At 59.3% G+C, this 20,253-nt stretch carries 17 protein-coding genes and 1 tRNA gene; 15 read left to right on the top strand and 3 right to left on the bottom strand.

The features are described from left to right. Positions 1 to 3: 3 nt before the first annotated feature. Genes ACR0E6_RS15355 through ACR0E6_RS15325 form a run of 7 tightly spaced genes read left to right on the top strand, consistent with a single transcriptional unit; the run spans position 4 to position 8,358 of the window. Positions 4 to 1,254, top strand: coding sequence for a trypsin-like peptidase domain-containing protein (locus ACR0E6_RS15355; protein ID WP_480584901.1), 1,251 nt, complete (start codon positions 4 to 6; stop codon positions 1,252 to 1,254). Continuing rightward, a complete protein-coding gene (locus ACR0E6_RS15350; RefSeq protein ID WP_170453934.1) occupies positions 1,235 to 1,966 on the top strand; it encodes an ATP-binding cassette domain-containing protein in 732 nt (243 codons plus the stop codon). Before ACR0E6_RS15355 ends, ACR0E6_RS15350 begins: the two co-directional genes overlap by 20 nt. Further along, positions 1,966 to 3,156: an ABC transporter permease family protein gene (locus ACR0E6_RS15345; protein WP_480584898.1), complete on the top strand. Its 1,191-nt coding sequence runs from the start codon at positions 1,966 to 1,968 to the stop codon at positions 3,154 to 3,156. The genes ACR0E6_RS15350 and ACR0E6_RS15345 overlap by 1 nt, the downstream gene beginning before the upstream one ends. Next, a complete protein-coding gene (locus ACR0E6_RS15340) occupies positions 3,149 to 4,780 on the top strand; it encodes a formylglycine-generating enzyme family protein (protein ID WP_480584895.1) in 1,632 nt (543 codons plus the stop codon). Before ACR0E6_RS15345 ends, ACR0E6_RS15340 begins: the two co-directional genes overlap by 8 nt. A 17-nt stretch (positions 4,781 to 4,797) precedes the next feature. Further along, complete coding sequence (locus ACR0E6_RS15335) at positions 4,798 to 5,058, top strand: hypothetical protein (protein WP_170453926.1); 261 nt, start codon at positions 4,798 to 4,800, stop codon at positions 5,056 to 5,058. A gap of 8 nt (positions 5,059 to 5,066) precedes the next feature. After that, on the top strand, positions 5,067 to 6,404 hold the full coding sequence (locus ACR0E6_RS15330) for a serine/threonine-protein kinase (RefSeq protein ID WP_480584892.1): 1,338 nt from the start codon (positions 5,067 to 5,069) through the stop codon (positions 6,402 to 6,404). A gap of 10 nt (positions 6,405 to 6,414) precedes the next feature. Continuing rightward, a complete protein-coding gene (locus tag ACR0E6_RS15325) occupies positions 6,415 to 8,358 on the top strand; it encodes a vWA domain-containing protein (protein WP_480584888.1) in 1,944 nt (647 codons plus the stop codon). Between the two features lie 57 nt (positions 8,359 to 8,415). Here the strand turns inward: ACR0E6_RS15325 and ACR0E6_RS15320 are convergent, their stop codons facing one another. Beyond that, positions 8,416 to 10,200 (bottom strand): ABC transporter ATP-binding protein, encoded by a 1,785-nt coding sequence (locus ACR0E6_RS15320; protein ID WP_480584884.1) that lies wholly within the window; start codon positions 10,198 to 10,200, stop codon positions 8,416 to 8,418. A gap of 594 nt (positions 10,201 to 10,794) precedes the next feature. On the opposite strand from ACR0E6_RS15320, the gene ACR0E6_RS15315 reads away from it, so the two are divergent. The 3 genes from ACR0E6_RS15315 (at position 10,795) to glf (ending at position 13,765) form a co-directional block, all read left to right on the top strand. Then, positions 10,795 to 11,595 carry a glycosyltransferase family 25 protein gene (locus ACR0E6_RS15315; RefSeq protein WP_480584881.1) on the top strand — a complete coding sequence of 267 codons (801 nt, stop codon included), beginning with the start codon at positions 10,795 to 10,797 and terminating at the stop codon, positions 11,593 to 11,595. Continuing rightward, complete coding sequence (locus ACR0E6_RS15310) at positions 11,592 to 12,473, top strand: hypothetical protein (RefSeq protein WP_480584879.1); 882 nt, start codon at positions 11,592 to 11,594, stop codon at positions 12,471 to 12,473. Before ACR0E6_RS15315 ends, ACR0E6_RS15310 begins: the two co-directional genes overlap by 4 nt. Before the next feature lie 122 nt (positions 12,474 to 12,595). Continuing rightward, a complete protein-coding gene (glf, locus tag ACR0E6_RS15305) occupies positions 12,596 to 13,765 on the top strand; it encodes a UDP-galactopyranose mutase (protein WP_480584876.1) in 1,170 nt (389 codons plus the stop codon). 248 nt (positions 13,766 to 14,013) lie between these two features. Here the strand turns inward: glf and ACR0E6_RS15300 are convergent. Together ACR0E6_RS15300 and ACR0E6_RS15295 are read right to left on the bottom strand one after the other, a co-directional pair. Continuing rightward, positions 14,014 to 14,090, bottom strand: a tRNA-Pro gene (locus ACR0E6_RS15300). A gap of 113 nt (positions 14,091 to 14,203) precedes the next feature. Further along, positions 14,204 to 15,319 carry a THUMP domain-containing protein gene (locus ACR0E6_RS15295; RefSeq protein ID WP_170453920.1) on the bottom strand — a complete coding sequence of 372 codons (1,116 nt, stop codon included), beginning with the start codon at positions 15,317 to 15,319 and terminating at the stop codon, positions 14,204 to 14,206. A gap of 298 nt (positions 15,320 to 15,617) precedes the next feature. Here ACR0E6_RS15295 and ACR0E6_RS15290 point away from each other — a divergent pair, with 298 nt between their 5' ends. Genes ACR0E6_RS15290 through nqrE form a run of 5 tightly spaced genes read left to right on the top strand, consistent with a single transcriptional unit; the run spans position 15,618 to position 20,244 of the window. Further along, the gene (locus ACR0E6_RS15290; protein ID WP_480584872.1) at positions 15,618 to 16,961 is read left to right on the top strand and encodes a Na(+)-translocating NADH-quinone reductase subunit A; all 1,344 of its coding nucleotides are present in this window, start codon (positions 15,618 to 15,620) and stop codon (positions 16,959 to 16,961) included. A gap of 5 nt (positions 16,962 to 16,966) precedes the next feature. Further along, complete coding sequence (locus ACR0E6_RS15285; RefSeq protein ID WP_170632544.1) at positions 16,967 to 18,175, top strand: NADH:ubiquinone reductase (Na(+)-transporting) subunit B; 1,209 nt, start codon at positions 16,967 to 16,969, stop codon at positions 18,173 to 18,175. Next, on the top strand, positions 18,168 to 18,983 hold the full coding sequence (locus ACR0E6_RS15280; protein ID WP_170522537.1) for a Na(+)-translocating NADH-quinone reductase subunit C: 816 nt from the start codon (positions 18,168 to 18,170) through the stop codon (positions 18,981 to 18,983). Before ACR0E6_RS15285 ends, ACR0E6_RS15280 begins: the two co-directional genes overlap by 8 nt. Next, on the top strand, positions 18,983 to 19,636 hold the full coding sequence (locus tag ACR0E6_RS15275; protein WP_152460184.1) for an NADH:ubiquinone reductase (Na(+)-transporting) subunit D: 654 nt from the start codon (positions 18,983 to 18,985) through the stop codon (positions 19,634 to 19,636). The genes ACR0E6_RS15280 and ACR0E6_RS15275 overlap by 1 nt, the downstream gene beginning before the upstream one ends. Next, positions 19,636 to 20,244: an NADH:ubiquinone reductase (Na(+)-transporting) subunit E gene (gene nqrE, locus ACR0E6_RS15270; RefSeq protein WP_170453916.1), complete on the top strand. Its 609-nt coding sequence runs from the start codon at positions 19,636 to 19,638 to the stop codon at positions 20,242 to 20,244. Before ACR0E6_RS15275 ends, nqrE begins: the two co-directional genes overlap by 1 nt. Positions 20,245 to 20,253: the final 9 nt, after the last annotated feature.

Below are 20,253 nucleotides of genomic sequence, written 5' to 3'. Positions count from 1 at the left end.
GTCGTGAAAGTTATCCGTTCCCTTGGCTTCGCCGCCGCCTGTTTGATCGCCATGGCTTGCGCGGCCCCGGCCCAGATCGTGCCGGAAATTGTCGCCGAGGCAGATAAGGCGATGGGGCGGACCCTGGTGGATCGGGGCGGTGGCCGGGGTGGTACCGGATCGGGCTTTGTTCTGTCGGAACTGCCCGAAGGCAATGGGTATTACTATATCACCAACCATCACGTCATTGATGGCGGCCAGTATATTCAGGTCGGGTTCAAACAGGGTGATCGGGTATTCTTTTACGATGCGCAGGTGCTGCACGCCTCGCGCGAGTTGGATTTGGCGGTTCTGCGGATCGTCCCGCAGGAAAACGGCGGGCATCGGCCCGGCATCCTGTCGCTGCGCGAAGGCAAGGCGCTGAAGGGCGAACAGGTTGCCGCCATCGGCTATCCGGGATCGTCGGATCAGATCAACGCGGGTGGCGATATGCTGCCTTTTCTGGAACCCACGCTGACTCAGGGCGCGATCAGCAAGGTGGCACCGGGGTCGTTTAACGAGACCGGTCGAACGCTGGAGATTGTGCAGCACACCGCATCGGTCAATCCGGGCAATTCGGGCGGGCCGCTGATCGACTATTGCGGCTCGGTTCTTGGGATCAATACGGTGATCTCGGTCTGGAGCTCGGATGGCGTTACACCCACAAACAACACGTTCTGGGCCTCGTCCGCAAATCCCATTGCCGGGTTTTTGCGGGATACGGGAATCCCGTTCACGTCCCATCAACAGGAATGCGATCCGGAAAACCCGGAAATGGTGAACCCCGCCGGGGGCGACAACAGCCTGCTGATCATTCTGGCGGTTCTTTGCGGGGCCGGGGCGTTGGTGATCGGCGGGATCTACTATGTTGCGTCGCAAAACAAGGGCGATGACGGGTCAAAATCCCTGCGTGGCGGGGGCGTGAAATCCTCGGGCCGTGCGATTCTGGCTGTCAGCATGGATGGCCAATCGGCCAAATTCAGCGCGTCGCAGTTGCAATCCGGCGTCACCATCGGGCGGGCCAGTGAAAACACGCTGACCATCACCGATCGCAACCTTAGCCGACGTCATGCCAGCCTGTCCTTGCAGGGCCGCAAGATGATGCTGACCGATCTGGGCTCGTCCAACGGAACCAAGGTCGATGGCCGGCGTCTGAAGCCGAATGACCCGGTGCAGATCAACACGAAATCCAAGGTTGAACTCGGGGGGGTGGCGCTTGTCCTCAGACGTCCCTGATACGGTTCTGTCGATCCGCAACCTTGGGATCGAACGCGCCCCCGGTTTCTTCGTGGTGATCGAAGAGTTGGAGCTGAACGCGGGCGAAACCATCGTTCTGGATGCGGTTAGCGGTGCAGGCAAAAGCACCGCGCTTGGGCTGATTGCCGGGGCGTTGCCTCTGACCGACCTGCCGGACAGGCGGCATGTGATTGACGGGGTTCAGGTCACGCCCGACACCCCAAGGGCCGCGTTTGCCGGGCCGGACAAGCTGGGTTTTGTGCTGCAAACCAACACGCTGGTGCCCTATCTGAGCTTGCAGGAGAACATCGAACTGCCGGTGCGTGTTGCCGGGCAGGTGCCGGATGCCGAATGGCAGGATCACCTGATCCGCGCCATGGGGCTGCGGGATCTGACGGCCCGCAAACCGGGTCAGTTGTCCGTGGGCCAACGCCAGCGTGCCTCGGTCGCGCGGGCGTTGCTGGGGCAACCTGCGCTGCTGTTGCTGGACGAGCCTGTCTCGGCCCTTGATCCCGCCAATGTGGCCGAGGTCGAAGGGTTGATTGTGCATCTGGCGGCCGAGGCCGGATCGGCGGTGGTTCTGGCCAGCCATCAGGCGCAAACAGGTGAGTTTGCGGACACCCCGCGCGCCGATCACCGCATATTGGATCATCAGGGGCAGTCCTACTCGATCTTCTCAACCGCAGGCCGCGCGGCGGCGAGGGTGGCGTGATGGTGCGGATACCGACCCTATTGGCCTTGCGAGAATTGCGCCATGACTGGCAATCGGCTTTGTGTTTCGTGGCCGCTTTGGCAGGTGTTTTAGGTCCGCTGCTGATCATTCTGGCGCTGAAAAACGGGATCATCGGCACCATGGTGGGCCGGTTGATCGAGGACCCGTCGAACCGCGAGATTTTGGCCATCGGGGCTGAACAGCATGACGCGGCGTTCTTCGCAGCCTTGGGCGCGCGGCAGGATGTGGGGTTCATCGTGCCTGCCACCCGCTCGATCAACACATCAGCCAATGCGGTGCGGCACGAGGCACAGCGCAAGTTGGAGCGCGCGGTGCCGCTGATACCCTCAGCCGCTGGCGATCCGCTGATCGACGGCGAAGCGGTTGCGCCGGGTCGTGTATGGATCTCCGACAAGCTGGCGCAGGATCTGTCGGTATCGGCGGGCGATACGCTGGACATGATCATCGGGCGCGAGGTGGACGGCCAGCGCGAAAACGCGCGCCGCGATCTGCAGGTCATCGGCGTGCTGCCGCCCGAGATCTGGCCCCGCCCGGCCATCTTTCTGTCGCTGCCCGATCTTCTGGTGGTCGAGCGGTTCCGGGACGATCTGACCTCGACCCCCGGGAACTGGACCGATCCGGTGGCCGAGCCCGAGACCTATGCCAGTTTCCGCCTTTACGCGCGCTCGCTTGAGGATATCGGAACCCTGTCCGCGCATCTGTCCGAGATGGGGCTGCAATCGCGCCCTCGGGCCGAAAACGCGGCCCTGTTGCTGTCCTTCCGGCGCAACCTGAACATTTTGTTCACCGCGATTGCGGCGCTGGCGATGTTTGGCTTCTGGGCGGCGATGTCGGCCAACCTGCGCGGCATGGTCGAGCGGCAGCGGGTGATCTTCAGCCTGTTTTCCATGCTGACCATGCCCGACCGGCAACGCTGTGTGATCCCGGTGGTGCAAAGCCTGACGCTGGTGCTGGGCGGTGTGATTGCCACGCTGATCATCATCCTGCCCTTCCTGCTGGCCATCAACGCAACGTTTGAAACCGCCCCCGGTGAATCCGTGGCGCGCCTTTATGTGGGAAACATTCTGGCGACGCTGGTCCTGGGGGCCGTGACAGCGGTGACCGCAGCGGTCTGGGCGGTGTTTGCCGTGCGCAATGTCGAACCTCAGGAGGTGTTGACCCATGCCTAAACTGACCCGCCTTGCCCTGGCCCCGCTGATCAGTCTGCTGACCTTGTCCGCAACCGCGCAGGCGCAGGACATCACATGGCGCGAGAAATACTATAACCCGCAGCCTGCGGATGGAGACTTGTCCCTGCCCATGCCCTGCGGCGGGGCCATGACCTTTCGAAAGGTGGCGACGCCCAATACCGATGGTGTGATCGGCGATGTTTCGGTCGTGCTGGGACAGGAAGGCAGCGATCAGCCCTATCTGAACGGTCTGCGCCGGGCCTTCGTTTCGGGCGCGTTTGCAGACCCGGAGGGCGCGGCCAAGGGCTATTTCTACATGGCCAAGTATGAGTTGGCGCAGGCCCAATGGGATGTGGTCATGAAAGGCTGCCCCGACAAGGAACCCCGCCGCCGAGGCTTTGTTCCGGCGGTTGGGCAGACCAAGCTGGACTATCAGCGCTTTGCCGAAGCCTACACCCTGTGGCTGATGGAGAACGCGCCGGACTCGCTGCCCAGAGTGGGTGATACCCGCGCCTATCTGCGTCTGCCGACCGAAGAGGAATGGGAATATTCCGCCCGTGGCGGTCTGGAAGTCGATCAGGCCCTGTTTCGGGCCCCTTTGCCACCTGTGCCCGAAGGCACGCCGCAGGATGAATACATTGCCCATGGCGGCACAGCTTCAGCCGGGGGGAAATTGCAGGTCGTGGGATCTCTGCGCCCCAATCCGCTGGGTCTGCACGACATGTTGGGCAACGCGTCCGAGATTGTGGGCGATCCCTTTGCGCTGGTGCGTCACGGGCGTTTGCATGGTCAGGCGGGCGGCTTCGTGAAGCGCGGTGGCGACGCGCGGACGCCTTTGGCTGACATCACATCCTCGACCCGGTTCGAGGTGCCGCCCTTTGACATCCTGTCCAACACAGCCTCGGCGGACCGGTTCACCGGCACGCGGCTGGTGTTGCAGGGTCTGGCGATTACCTCAGCCGATCAGGATCAGGCGCTGAAGGACGGGCTGGACCAGTTGGCGCGCCCCGATCAAGGGCTGGCGGTGGCAGCCAGCGAGCAAGAGGCGATGGACCTCTTGGACGAAATCTCGGCAGAGACCCTGTCGGATCGCACCAAAACGCAGCTTGCGGTGATCAAGGACACGCTGAACCGGGGCCGGGTCGAACGAAACGCGCAGCGGGACCAGTCGATCCGCCTGATCCTGACCTCGGGCGTGCTGGTCTGTGGTCAGGGCATCCGGCGCTACTTGAACGCGCTGATCTCATCCCTGACCATCGCGCCGGAACTGGACGCGCTTGAGGCGGAGGCGCGGCAAAGCGGGGATCAGGCTTTCCTTGATGAAGTGCTGGCCGCCAAGGAAGACGCCGCCGCCAAACTGGCCGAGCTGGAGGCCAAGGCCAAGGCGGATATCGTCGAATACGCCAACCTGATCGAGGGTCTTGTCGATCAGTACTCGCCCGTCCTGCTCCGCAAACAGATCGATTTCATCTACCCCACCGAGGCCGAGCGTGGCCGCGAACGGGCGACCTGTCTGGCGATGGTGCAGGATCACATCGGTGCCCGCACTGTGGCGGGTTATTCGGATTTGGATCAGATCGCAGATGACTTTCAGGCCGTTGCTCTGGGCTTTGTCGAAGAATGAATTGGAAAGGTTGAAGAATGCGGGATGTATTGAACAAATCGCTTGAAGTGCTGGTCTGGATCACCACCGGCATATCCATCGTTTTTTTCTGTTTTATCGCGGTGAACATGCTGCGCCTGTCGCCTTTGGGACCGGATACAACGACCATTATCGCGGCGTTTCTGACGGTGGTGTTCGGGATCACATCCTCGCTGGTGTTTGCGGGCATCTGCTTTCAGATCATGGATATCCGCACCTTTAGCAAACACAGCGCCATCAGCCTGAAAAACCGGAGGTAAGGACGACCATGGAACATACGGTACTTGGCCTGAAACCCGGCAGCGTTCTGCAGGACACCTACGAGATCAAGTCCCTGCTGGGCGAAGGCGGCATGGGGGCCACCTTTCGCGGGTTGAACAGGGCCAGCGGGCATGAGGTGGCGATCAAGGTCATGACGCCCAGCTTTGCCAAAAACAAAAAAGCGGTCGACCTGTTCCGGCGTGAGGCGAACCTGCTGCGCACCGTGCGCAGCGATGCGGTTGTGCGGTTCGAAACCTCGATGCTGGACAAGGATGGCCGTCTGTTTCTGGTGATGGAGTTTGTGCCGGGTCACCCCCTTGCACACTACCTGAAGAAGGGCGCGCGGCTGTCCTCGGACGATGTTCTGAAACTGGGTTTGCGCCTGTCGCAGGGGCTTGAGGCCATTCACAAGCTGGGCATCGTGCATCGTGACGTGGCCCCGGACAACGTCATGATCTCGCACGAGGATATCAATCAGGCCAAGTTCATCGATTTCGGTCTCGCCTCGGACAGTGTGGGTACGGACAAGTCGATTATCGGCGACAGTTTTGCCGGCAAGCTGCGCTATTGCGCGCCCGAGCAATTGGGCCTGTTTGGCAATGAGGTCTCAGCCGCCACCGACGCCTATGCGCTGGGGCTGGTCCTGATGCGGACATCGGGGCTGAAACTGCCGGGTGAAGGTAAGGGGTTTGCCGCCGTCGAAGATCGCAAGACGGACGTAAAGATCACCGATCCCAAGGTCGAGCCGGGCCTGAAATGGGCGTTGGAGCAGTTGTTGAAAGCCAACCCCAAGGACCGCTCCACCGATTTGCCCGGCCTGTTCCGCAAGGCGCTGAGTGGCGGGGCCAAGAAATCCGCCTCGGCTGGTGCGGCACCTGAAAAACAACCCGCCGCGACCCCCGAGGCGTCGGGTAGCAGCAAACTGCCCCTTGTTGCGGCTGCTGTTGTTGGATTGGCCGTGATTGTAGGCGGCGCGTGGTATGTTCTGAACGGCGCAGGTGGCCCCTCGGCTGAAGTCAACGAATCTGTGGGCATCGCTCAGGATGCAGTCGCTGCCGACAACCCTCTGACTGCGGCTCGTGACCTATTGGCCGCGGGCGGGTCACAGAATCTGGATGCCGCGCTTGGGGCGTTGATCGCGATCAGCAATGATCAGGAACTGCCGCAGCAGGACAGGGCTGACGCCAATATCCTGATCGCCGAGATGTACGATCCCAAGACCCATAGCACAGTAACTTCACCCTTCCCGCGCCCCGACCCTTCTGCGGCGCGGCGCTATTATCAGCGTGCGGCTGATCTGGGCTCGGACCCTGCACGCGACGCCCTGAACCGCTTGGGCGAGTGAGGAGACGGATATGATGTTGAAACGGATAGCCCTTCTTGCAACTGCCTTGATGCTGACCGGGCCGGTGCTGGCGCAATCGAAATCGCCGCTGCCGATCGAGGGCAAAACCAGCCTGTTCCAACGGGTGCTGATCCGCGAACGCATCGACGCGCGGGTTGAGCCCGATAGTGAAGAAACCGCCACCGCCCTGTCGCCTTTGCAGGTGTTCTTTGTTTACGAACGGGACGGCGATTGGATGCAGATTGGCGCGACCGATCAGGGTGACGATCTGATGTGGGTGCCGCAGACGGCGACAGTTGACTGGAACCAGAACATCGTCGCGACGCTGGAAGGCAGCGACAATGTGGGGCGGGTTCTGTTCTTCAACGACATCGATCCGATCTACGACATCATCGAAAGCGAAAATCCAGCCGGGTTGGCCAAGGATGCCCGGGATGAGGCACTGGCGGCGGAACAGGGCGGCACGCCGTCGGAAACCGTGATCGCCCTTGGCCCGCGTGAGACGATTGACCAGCGGCAGAACCTCTATGTCATGCCGATCTTGTCCACCGAAGAGGCGGTGTTCGATATCGGCCCCTTCGTCAATCTGTTGCAGGTTGCCGTGGCCAGCGCCAACGCGCCGAACCTGCCGGACGTGACCAGCCCCGACGCGACGGGTGATCTGAAAACAGCGGTGGTGTTTGTCGTCGATACAACAATTTCGATGGAGCCCTATATCCGCGCCACACGGGATGCGCTGCAAGTGGTGTATCGTCAGGCGGCATCCTCGGACGCGGCTAATGCGCTTAGCTTTGGGCTTGTGGGCTATCGCGACAGCCTGCAGGCGGCTCCGGGGCTGGGGTATGACGTCAAAACCTTTGTCGATCTGGAACAGGGCCTGAATGTCGAGAATTTTCTGGCCGGTATCGACCAGATGCAGGAGGCCGAATCCAGCAGCAAGAACTTCCGCGAAGACAGCTATCGTGGCATCGAACATGCGTTGCAGGATATGGACTGGGGTGAGTTCGGCAGCCGGTTTATCGTGCTGGTCACCGATGCCGGGCCTCGTGAGTTCGATGACGAATACTCGTCCACCGGCCTCAGCGCGGAAAGCCTGAACCGGCTGATCCGTGAACGCATTGGCGGGGCCATGGCGGTCATGCACTTGCGGACCGAGCGCGGGGCAAAAGATCACCCCTCGGCCGAGGCAGCCTATAAGCAACTGACCGCTTTCCCGAACTCCGCGCCGTTGTATTTCCCGATCGAAAACGGCGATCCGGCCATCTACAAGGACACCGCCCGTCAGCTGGGACAGTTCGTGGCGCAGCAGGCGTCATCCTATCGGCGCAGCGGTGGCGATGAGTTGCTGAACGAGGACGCGATCATCGACGAAAGTGAAGGCGGGCTGTTCAGCGGTCTGAACACCGCCAGCCGCACCATGCAACTGGCTTATCTGGGCCGGACCGAGGGCGCGAAAGCGCCCGATCTGTTCGAGGCTTACGTGGCCGACCGTGATTTTGACCGCACGGGCCTGAAACCGCTGTCGATCCGGCTGCTGATCTCCAAGGCCGATCTGAGCAATCTGGAAGAGGCCCTGCGTATCATCGTGGATCAGGCCGAGCGCAACGTGGTGAACCCCGATCAGTTCTTTACGCAGGTTTTGGGTGTGGCCGCGGATATGAGCCGCCGACCCGATCAGGTGTCGCGCCAGTCCGATCCCAGCCTGGCCGAGGCGGTGGCGCTAGACGAATATCTGGCGGATCTGCCCTACAAATCGCAGATCATGGCGATTACCGAAGATGACTGGGTGCGCCTGCCGATCTCGGAACAGCAGACCATCGTTAACGGTCTATACGACAAGATCGAACGCTATCGCCGCTACAATGAGTCGACGGATCAATGGGTCGATTATCTGGGGGCCGGACCACAGGCGGGCAATCTGCTTTATCCGATGTTGCTGGACGATCTGCCCTAGGGTCCTGCGACCAGCGTTAGTGTTCCGGGCCTCGGGAACAGACCGAGGCCGGGATACTCACCCGGCAATCGCTGCTTTTTCGTTGCCCTTCTTGAACTGCTGGTCAAACAGCTTGCGGAAGCTGCCATCGCGGGCCATCAGCTCGTCCAGATTGCCCTGTTCGATAACCGAGCCATCCTGAACCACCATGATCTTGTCAGCCTCCAGAACCGTCGACAGACGGTGCGCAATGACGATCACGGTCATGTCTTTGGTCAGGGAATCCAACGCTTCGCGCACAAGGTTTTCGGATTCGGCATCAAGTGCGCTGGTCGCCTCGTCCAGAAGCAGAATTTCCGCCTTGCGCAGGATGGCGCGGGCAATTGCCAATCGCTGTTTCTGACCGCCAGACAGGAATGCACCGTTCTCACCCACCATCGTGTCGTAGCCATCCGGCAGTTCTGTGATGAAGTCATGCGCATAGGCGGCGCGGGCGGCGTCATAGATCTCCTCATCTGTCGCATCCGGCGCGGCGAAGCGCAGGTTTTGCATGACGGTGGTCGAGAACAGGAACGTGTCCTGGCCCACATAGGAGATCTTCTTGCGCAGAGAGTCGAAGCTTGCGAGGCGCACATCTTGGCCGTCGATCTCCACGGTACCCTCCTGCGGGTCGTAGAAGCGCATGATAAGACCGAAAATCGTGGATTTCCCGCCGCCGGACTGACCGACCAGAGCCGTGGTTTTACGGGCTTCGAAGGTCACATTCATGTCGTCGATCACCGAGATCGAGCCCTGGTAGCCAAACTTCACGTTCTTTAGCGCGATCTCACCCGGCCCTTCAGGCAGATCCTCGGCGTCGGGGCTTTCGATCATGGTATCCTTCTGGTCAAGCAGGCCGAACAGGAGGCCTACGCCGACCATGGCTGCCTCGATCTGGACGCGCATTTTCGACAGTCGCTTTGCGGGTTCATAGGCCATCAGCAAGGCGGTGATGAAGGACATCAACTGACCGGCCGTGGGCTGCTCGGTTCCGGCAATGCCAAGGGTGCTGACAATCAGGATGCCTGCAATCGCCAAGCCCGCGAGGAATTCCATCAGCGGGCTTGCAATGGCCTGCAGACGGGCAATGTCATTGGCGCGTTTTTCAACTTTCCGAACGGCGGTATCCATCCGCTCGGTCATACGATCTTCCAGTGAAAGCACCTTGATGACCCGGATCCCGGCAGAGGTTTCCTGCAGTACGCGGATGATTTCGGCCATCGATTTGAATTCGGCCTTCATAATCGTCCGGACACTTTTCAAAAGGTACCGGACACCCAGCAAGGCCACGGGGCCCACGATCAGGAACATGACGGACAACAGCGGTTGCTGATAGACCATTACGATAACCAGCCCCAACAACGTAAGGGCATCGCGAATGAAGCCGGTCACCAGAACGTCGATCAGTTTACGGGCGGCCTGCGCGCCATTTGTCGTTCGCATCAAAAGTCCGGAGGATTCATTCTTGCCAAAGAAACCAACGCCATGCCGGATCAATTTCCGGTACACTTTTTGCTGTTGCGACGCGACAATCCGGTTCCCCGCCCGCGCAAGGTAAACCGCCTGCACGAACGAAGCCACCGCCTTGGCCAGGAACAACCCGATGACGCCGAACGCAATCAATGGGGCCCATTCGCGCATCTCGGGGCTGGTCATGGCATCTACGATGTATTCCATCATATAGGCCGACCCGGCAGTGGTGGCTGCCACGATGATCATCGCAACAATTGCGACAGCGTACATCCAGCCCTGAGCACGTAAACTTTCGCCCATCAGGCGGCCCATATAGCCGGATCGCCATTCATTCCAGGCGCGCTTAATCATTGCATTCTCCAGATCATGAAACCATGCGCTCGCTCAGATAACCTATAATCATTTCTGCCTAAAGGGCAGATTGTATCACGTGACAGAGTGACCGTTTTCGATGGACGAGCGTATGACGGCAATATTCGCCGCGTAGGGATGCTCAGCTAGGAATGATCGAGCAGAGTTGCAAGAGGTCGGCACATTGCCGTTTACCCCGTATGCGCAGCATATGAATGCGCAAAGGATCAGTTGGTCATCCGGTATTATGTGTCATATCGGTCACGCCGATCACCCAATATTACAAGGGAAAGCCGTTGCCGGACGCTATGTGGGGCGGTTTGATTAAGCCTCCGTTCAGCGAAAGTATTTTTGCATCTCACCAAGCGTAATTCGAAATTTGAATAAGCAGTTTCAGTGTGATAGCCTGACATTGGCCTATCGTGGTACATCTTTGGGGGACGGGCTTCTGAATATTTACGCCGGGCTTGTTGTTCAGCGGAAAACCGCCATTGGGCTCAGCGCACCCAACGGCGCATGCAGGTGCCGTTTTAACGCTTGTGAATGTCATGTATGGCCCTTAGAACCCCGGCAAATTTGATTAGGTGAAAGCAAGTGTCGATCAAAGCCGTAATTCTTAGTCTGCCAAAAGACGTAGACCGGCGACGCTCCTGCGAAGACGAACTTGCGCGCCTGGGTTTGCAGTATGAATTTTCGGACGCCCTTGCCGGTGATCAGCTGAACGAAACCGACCTGGGTCGTTACTATGACGCGGACATGAACCGAAGCAAGTTCAAACGTCCCCTCAGCGCAAACGAAGTGGCCTGTGCGCTTGGGCATCGGCAAATCTGGCAAGCTGTAGCCGAGTCCGAGGATCACGTTGTTCTGGTGCTGGAGGACGATGCGACTTTTGTGCAGGACCCGACGGCCTTTCTGAGAGCATTGTCGAAATGTTCCGAATGCTTTGAAGATGTCATGATCAAACTGGATGGCGTTTCAGGCCGAAATAATCAGATACTGAAACCCTTTGCTGATCAGAACCTTGTCTTGTCGGATTGTCTGCCGCCCAGAACCACGGGTTATATTCTGGGTCGCCGTGCTGCGGCACAATTGCTTCGGGTACACGCGCCGTTTGCGCGGCCTGTGGACATCGATCTCAAGTTTTATTGGGAACACAAAGTCCCGATCCTGACCCTGGCAGAGCAGATGGTGGCCGAGCGTGGGGTGTTTGACAGCAACATAGAAGCCTGCCGCACCAGCAAGAAAAGCGAGTCGTCCATCGGCCGGTTCGTGCGGAACCTGTTGTACCAGATCAAGTACACCTACGGGCGGCTCAGCCATCCCCTGAAGCCAGAGATGATTGAAGGGCTGGGCCCCTTGCTGCGCACGGATAACACGCTTCGGAACCGTATATGAAAAAGAACCTTGTCGTCGTCCGTGCGGGCGGCAAATCCCTCCATACCCGTTGGACGGAGATTCCCTATGAAGACCGGAACTATGACCTTCTGATCAGTTTTTTTTCGGACGAGGCTTTTGCGGCGTTCCAGCCAGAGCCTGGGGTCGAGGCGGTTCTGATCAAGGGCGGGAAATGGGACGGGCTGTTCGCAACCCTGTCAGATCGGGATTTGGATGCGTATGACTTCTACTGGCTGCCCGATGACGATCTTGACATCAGCGCGCAGGATGTGAACGCGCTGTTTGATGCGATGAACACGCATGGTCTGAGGATCGCGCAGCCCTCGCTCAGCCCCGAAAGCTATTTCTCGCATTTTGTGTTCAGCCAATGCCCCGGATTTGTGCTGCGATACACCAACTACATCGAGATCATGGCCCCCTGCCTGCACCGGGATGTTCTCAGGAAGGCCCTGCCTTTGTTCCGCGGCACCATGAGCGGCTATGGTCTGGACTATATCTGGTGCCGCTGGGACGAGGCCGGAGCATATCGCACTGCCATTCTGGACGGGATTGCAATGCATCATACCCGACCCATCGGCAAGAACCTGAAGGCGGTGATGGCTGAGACGGGCAACCTGAGCTCGGAAGAGGAAGAGGCGGTCTTGAAAGAGATGTTCGATCTGTCTCGCCGCACGGTCCCGATTGTCTTTGCCGGGATATTGCAGGGCGGTCAGCCAATCTCGGGCCGGGTACAGGTGGGCTGGCGCATGTGCCGGGGCTGGATGTCGGTTCTGCCGCGTTTTCGCAGCGCCAGCGAGGCCCGCGCCGGGATATTCAAGATCGCGCGGCGACAGCTGAGCAAACCGTTGGATATGACGACAATTTCCAAAAAGACCTGAGCGGGAACAGCAATGCGAGGGCAGAGTGCATCGGTGGAAGGGGCCCAACAAGACTCTGGTTGCAAGATATTCTGCAATCAAATATCGACACATACCGCCAACAGAAACCGAGAAGGCCGGGAATGTCTGGAAAATATTTGATGGTTGGCGCGGGCTTGTCCGGCGCTGTAATCGGTCGGCACCTGGCAGAGGCGGGCCATGATGTCACCGTCGTCGACTCGCGGGATCACATTGGCGGAAATTGCCACACGGCCCGCGATGAAAAAACCGGTGTGCTGCTGCATGTCTACGGGCCCCATATCTTTCACACAGACGACGCCGAGGTGTGGGATTACGTAAACCGGTTCGAGACCTTCCTGCCTTACAAGAACCGCGTCAAAACCACGTCGCGCGACGCGGACGGCAAACGGGGCGTATTCTCGCTGCCGATCAACTTGCACACGATCAACCAGTTCTTCGGCAAAACCCTGCGCCCGGATGAGGCTGAAGCTTTCATCACGCAAGAGCAGGCAGACACCAGTATCGACGACCCCCAGACATTCGAGGAACAGGCGCTGCGCTTTGTCGGCAAGGATTTGTACGAAGCGTTTTTCAAGGGTTACACGAAAAAGCAATGGGGCCTTCATCCGTCGGAATTACCGGCATCCATCCTGAAAAGATTGCCGGTCCGGTTTAATTACGACGACAATTATTTCTTTCATCGCTTTCAGGGGATGCCGGAAAACGGTTACAGCGCGATGATCGGGGCCATTCTGGATCATCCCGGGATCACCGTGCATCTGAACACCCAGTTCACCAAGGATATGGGCGCAGACTACGATCATGTGTTCTATTCGGGGCCGCTTGACGGGTATTTCGACTACCAGTTGGGGCGCCTTGGCTATCGCACGCTTGATTTCGAACGGTTTGACTATGATGGGGATTACCAAGGCTGTGCGGTCATGAATTATGGTGACGAGGACGTGCCCTATACCCGTATCACCGAGCACAAGCATTTTGCCCCATGGGAACAGCACGAAAGCTCGGTCTGCTATCGCGAGTTCTCTCGATTGGCAGAACCCGGTGACACGCCTTACTATCCAATCCGTCAGGTGAAGGAAAAGGAGTTGCTCGGATCCTACGTTGATCTTGCTCGTTCAACGGACGGAGTGACGTTCGTAGGCCGGTTGGGAACCTATCGCTACCTCGATATGGACGTGACAATCCGCGAAGCCCTCGACACCGCCCGCGCATTTGAGGCGAGTCTTAGCAAAGGCGAGAAAGCCCCTGCGTTCTTTGTTGCGCCGCTCTAAACGTCCGTTTTACAAAGCACAAAAATAAGGCTTCGGCTGCGTCCGCAAAGCTGTCGAAACATCTTGCACTGCGCTCGAGCTACTGCGTCAAGGCAGTAGGCACCGAACTTTCTTATGGTTGCCGGTTCACGGCGGACCACTTGCGAAGGGGGCTGGTGGACAAGGAGCATAGGACTCAAGCACCACCGAAACACGCAACGGCAGCTCTGCAAGCAAAATGATTGCGTAATTACGGGACAACTTTGGTTTGGTCGGAGTGAGAGGATTCGAACCTCCGACCCCTGCCTCCCGAAGACAGTGCTCTACCAGGCTGAGCTACACTCCGACCGTGGCGGCGGGTCTATACCCGGTGTTTGGGATGTGCAAGAGGGATATTTCTATATCTCGCGGGCAACTGGAATAGGCAGGCGCGCGGGATGAACGCAGCTATGCGGGCCTTTAGGGCAGCGGGCCGGATTGGTAGAGTTTGATTTTCGTGCCGCCGTGATCGACCACTGGCCCGGCGGACAAATCAGGCAAGCGGGTGGATCGGGCGAGAGAAGGATTGCTGGTCACGATCCCAACGCGCCAGCCCGAGAAGCGCGACAGCAGCGTCTTGCCCAGGCTGCCGTAAAGCGACCTGAGGCGTTTTTCATCGCCGATGCGGGCTCCGTAAGGTGGGTTGACGATCACCAGCCCGGCGGGGCCTTCGGGTGGTTTTATGTCGCTGACCGCGCGTTGGGTGAATTGGGCCACGTCCGAAACACCGGCCTGATCTGCGTTCGCGGTGGCGGCTTCGATAGCGCCTGCATTCCGGTCCGAGCCGTAGAACCTGATGGACGTCTGTACCTCAGGCCCGGTTACGCGCAGCGCGTCAAACGCTTCTGCGTCAAAGCAGGCCAGGTCTTCAAACGCAAACCGGCGCGAGCGGCCGGGGGGCAGGCCAAGGGCGATCTCGGCGGCTTCGATCACGAAAGTGCCCGAGCCGCACATGGGGTCCAGCACGGGTTCGGACCCGTCATAGCCGCAATTGCGCAGGAACATGGCAGCCATGGTCTCGCGCATCGGCGCCTTGGCGATGGCGGGTTTGTGACCGCGTTTGTGCAAAGGCTCGCCCGAGGTATCCAGCGACAGGGTGCAGACGTCTTTTTCGATGCGCAGCATGACGCGCAGGTCTGCCTCGGATGAAATCGGTGCGCCCAGCGTTTCCGAGATGGCGCGTTCAATGCGCTGGCGCGCGGCCCCGGCATGATAGATGCGCGACTTGCGGCTAGTGGCCTCCACCTTCACGGGGATGTCGGGGCGCAGGAATGTGGCCCATGGAAATTTGCGGGCGCGTTTGTCCAGTTGTGCCAGATGAACAGCGGGGAAACTGCCGATCCGGACCAGAACCTTGTTTGCCCCGCGCAGGCACAGATTGGCGCGCCAGACCTCGGACCAGTCGCCCCGGCAACTGACGCCGCCGGCCACGCGATGGGCGTTTGCGAATCCGTTCTGAACGGCTTCGTCACAGAGCGGCGCCTCGAGGCCCGGGGTCGCCGCCAAAAAGATCTCGAACTGGTCAGATGTTGTCATTTCCGTTGCTTACACCGGATAGAAACCGGGCGCGACACGGTTTTTTTTATGCTAGATTGCTGCCATTGTGCCTGTTCACACAGAAAGTGATAGGGTTTCCGCATTTTCGGCGGTAACAGGTTTGCGTTTCGCGACAGGCGCGCGTAAAGGGTCCGTGATCGAAAGAACGCCAGCGGATTTTGGCAGGGAAATGGCGCTTTTGCCCTCCCTTGGATGAGACAATTCGCGCTATCTCGGGCCATGACCCGATGGCAGAGATGGTCGGCGCAGGTAAAGAGGCTTGGAAGACAGTAGCGACATGCAAACTTTCAAACTGAAGAAGGGGATGGAATTGCCGGTTCAGGGTGCGCCTGAACAGAAAATCCATCCGGGGCCGGAATTCAAAACCGTAGCGGCGTTGGGCGCAGATTATCTGGGGCTCAAACCACGCATGCTGGTGCAGGAAGGGGATGCTGTTCAACGCGGCACGCCCTTGTTCTGTCACAAGGATGCGCCCGATGCGATGATGGTGGCCCCGCTGACCGGCAAGGTCGTGGCAATCAATCGCGGTGCGCGCCGCGTGCTGCAAAGTGTGGTGATCGAGGTATCGGACCCCAATGATGCGGGCGTCGATTTCTCGGGGGTTGGCAATGTCGACAGTGCCGAAGGTGTGACCGAAAAGCTGTGCGCCGCCGGTTTGTGGACCGCGTTCCGCACGCGGCCCTATTCGAAAATGCCCGAACCCGGAACCAAACCCGCTGCAATCTTCGTGACGGCGATGGATTCCGAACCTCTGGCCGCAGATGCCGCTGTGATCATTGCGGATGCGGGGGATGCGTTTGCTGCGGGTCTTGGGGCCATTGCAAAACTGACCGAGGGCAAGACGTATCTCTGCCACAAGGACGGCGACAGCGTTCCCGGTGCGGATGCGCCCGGTGTTGAAGCCGCCGCCTTCGCGGGCCCGCACCCGGCAGGTCTGGCTGGTACGCATATCCACTTCCTTGAACCTCTGGCAGGCGACAAACAGGTCTGGACCATCGGCTATCAGGACGTGATCGCCATCGGTCGTCTGGTGCAGACCGGTCATCTGGACCCGAATATCGTCATCGCGATCAGCGGCCCCTGCGCGCGTCAGCCGCGCCTGATCCGTACCGTCATGGGTGCCTCAACCGACGATCTGACCCGGGACGAGGTCAATGTCGACGGCACGCCCCGGATCATCTCGGGCTCGATCCTGTCGGGAACGCAGGCCGATGGACCGACCGCTTATTTGGGGCGCTTTGCCCGCCAGATCTCGATCATTCGCGAAGATCACGACCAGCACACGCTGGGCTGGATCCTTCCGATGCCGTCGAAATTCGCGGTGCAGCCGGTTCTGGGCTCTGCCCTTGCCAAGAAGCTGTTTCCGCTGACCTCGAACCTGAATGGCGGACGCCGGGCTATGGTTCCGACCGGCACGTTTGAGCAGTTGATGCCGCAGGATTACCTGCCGACACAGCTGCTGCGTGCGTTGCTGGTGATGGACACCGACACGGCGCAGGCGCTGGGTGCTTTGGAGCTGGACGAAGAGGATCTGGGCCTTGTCGGCTTTGCCTGTCCGGCGAAATATGAATACGGGCTGGCGCTGCGCGACTGCCTGACCAAGATTGAAAAGGAGGGCTGAGCCAAATGGGTTTGCGCAGCTTCTTTGATCGGATCGAGCCGAACTTTACCAAGGGCGGCAAGTACGAGAAGTACTTCCCCATCTACGAGATGGTGGAAAGCTTTATCTACACTCCGAAAACCGTAACCACCGTCGCGCCGCATGCGCGGTCGTATATCGATATGAAGCGGATCATGACCTATGTCGTGTTCGCGACAATCCCCTGTATCCTGTGGGGGATGTATAACACCGGTTATCAGGCGAACTCGGCCATTGCTGCGCTGGGGCCTGACTCGGCGACCGGATGGCGGATTGCGCTGTTGCAGATGTTTGGGATTTCGCTGGACCCCTCCAGCGTCTTTGCCAATGTGATGCACGGGCTGATGTATTTCCTGCCGATCTACATCGTGACGCTGGTTGCAGGCGGTATCTTCGAGGTCATCTTTGCCACCGTGCGCGGGCACGAAGTAAACGAAGGTTTCCTCGTCACCTCAATGCTTTACACGCTGATCATGCCAGCTACTGCGCCCTTGTGGCAGGTGGCGCTGGGGATCATCTTTGGCGTTGTGATCGGGAAAGAGGTCTTTGGCGGCACCGGCAAGAATTTCCTGAACCCCGCTCTGGTGGGCCGGGCGTTCCTGTATTTCGCATATCCGGCCAGCATGTCCGGTGACACGGTCTGGACGCCGGTTGACGGGTTCTCGGGCGCGACTGCTCTGTCCGTCTCGGCGTCGCAGGGCTTTCAGTCACTGGCCGCTGATGGCATTACCTGGTGGAATGCGTTCTTTGGCTCGATTCAGGGCAGCTTTGGCGAAACCTCGACGCTGGCCTGTATGATCGGTCTGGCCTTCCTGCTGGCCACGCGGATAGCCAACTATCGCCTGATCATCGGCTGTCTGGCGGGCACCATTGGCTTTACCCTGCTGCTGAACCTGATCGGGTCCGACACCAACCCGATGTTTGCGATGCCATGGTACTGGCACATCGTCATCGGCGGCTACGCCTTCGGTCTGGCCTTCATGGTGACCGAGCCGGTCTCGGCCAGCCACACCAACATGGGCCGCTATATCTACGGTGCGCTGATCGGTGTCATGGTTGTGATGATCCGTGTCATCAACCCGGCTTTCCCCGAAGGCATGATGCTGGCCATTCTGTTCGGCAACGTCTTTGCACCGCTGATCGACTATTTCGTCGTTCAGGCCAACATCAAACGGAGGGCGCGTCGCCATGTCTGATACGCAATCCCCAGAACCCAAGGGCGCGATTGCCAAGTTTCTGGCGGCCTCGCCGGATTCGGTCGGCAAGACGATCTTCATCGCGGTCGCCGTCTGTCTTGTCGCCTCGATGGTTGTCTCGGCCGCGGCGGTCAGCCTGCGTCCGGTGCAAGAGGTCAACCGCCTGAAGGACAAGCAGATCAACGTGCTGCAGGTGGCAGGCGTTTATGAGCCGGGCACCGACGTGACCGAGGCTTTCGCCGCGTTCGAGCCGCATGTTGTGGAACTGTCCACCGGCGATTTCGTTGATGACCAGTTCGATCCGGCCACCTTCGACGACATTGCCGCCGCCAGCGATCCTGAGCTGAGCGTTGCGCTGGATGATGACCCGGCTGGCATTGGCCGCAAATCCAAGTACCGCGTAATCTATCTGCTGCGGGACGATGCGGGCGATCTGGACAAGGTGATCCTGCCGCTGCATGGCTATGGCCTGTGGTCCACGCTCTATGGCTTTATCGCGCTGGAAAATAACGGCAACGATATCTACGGCCTGCAATTCTATCAGCATGGTGAAACCCCGGGCCTTGGGGCCGAGGTGGACAACCCCCGCTGGAAAGCGCTTTGGAACGGTAAGAAGCTGCGCGATGACAATGGCGATCTTCAGATCACCGTGTCGAAATCCCAGCCTGCCGCCGGACCTGATTTCTATATTGACGCGCTGGCAGGGGCGACCCTGACCTCGGTCGGTGTCGATAACCTGGTGAAATTCTGGATGGGCGACGCGGGCTATGCTCCGTTCCTGGCCAAGCTGCAAGCAGGAGAGTTCTAATGTCTCAGACCAAGAAAGAGATGCTGGTCGACCCGCTTGTCGACAACAACCCGATCACCTTGCAGGTGCTGGGCATCTGTTCCGCGCTGGCGGTGACCTCGTCGCTGCAGGTGTCGATGGTGATGGCGCTGGCGGTGATCTTCGTGACCTCGTTCTCGTCCTTCTTCATCTCGTGCCTGCGCAACCAGATCCCGGGCTCGATCCGGATCATCGTGCAGATGGTGATCATTGCCTCGCTGGTGATCCTGGTGGACCAGATCCTCAAGGCTTATGCGTTTGAGATCTCAAAAACCCTGTCGGTCTTTGTTGGCCTGATCATCACCAACTGTATCGTGATGGGCCGCGCCGAGGCGTTTGCGATGAAGAACCCTCCGGTTGCGTCCTTCATCGACGGCATGGGCAACGGTATGGGCTATGGCCTGATCCTGTTACTGGTTGGTTTCATTCGTGAGCTGTTCGGTGCCGGATCGCTGTTTGGTGTGACCATCCTTGAAACCGTCAACAACGGTGGCTGGTACGTGCCCAACGGCATGCTGCTGCTGCCGCCGTCGGCGTTCTTCATCATCGGTCTGATCATCTGGGCCTTCCGCACATGGAAGCCGAACCAGGTGGAAGAGCGTGAATACAAAATTCAGCAGGTAGAGGCCCACTGATGGAAGGTCTGATCTCACTGGCCGTAAAGGCCATCTTTGTCGAAAACCTTGCGCTCAGCTTCTTCCTGGGGATGTGTACCTTCATCGCCGTTTCGAAGAAGATCTCGACGGCGCTGGGTCTGGGGATTTCGGTGATGCTGGTTCAGGCGATCACCGTGCCTGCCAACAACCTGCTGCTGAACTACCTGCTGAAACCGGGCGCGTTGGCCTGGGCCGGGTTCCCGGATGTGGACCTGACCTTCCTTGGCCTGATTTCGTATATCGGTGTGATCGCGGCGATGGTTCAGATCCTCGAGATGATCCTGGATAAGTATTTCCCGCCGCTTTACAACGCGCTGGGGATCTTCCTGCCGCTGATCACGGTGAACTGCGCCATTCTGGGTGGTTCGCTGTTCATGGTGGAACGCGACTATAACTTTGCCGAGGCGGCGACCTATGGTCTGTCTTCGGGCTTTGGCTGGGCGCTGGCAATCACCGCGATGGCGGGTGTGCGCGAAAAGCTGAAATATTCGGATATTCCGGACGGCTTGCAGGGTCTTGGCATCACCTTCATCACCGCGGGACTGATGGCTATGGCCTTCATGTCCTTCTCGGGCGTGAAACTGTAAGGAGGGCGC

It is taken from the genome of Ruegeria sp. AP12 (assembly GCF_056540025.1).
This window is presented reverse-complemented; position numbering and strand designations above follow the sequence as displayed.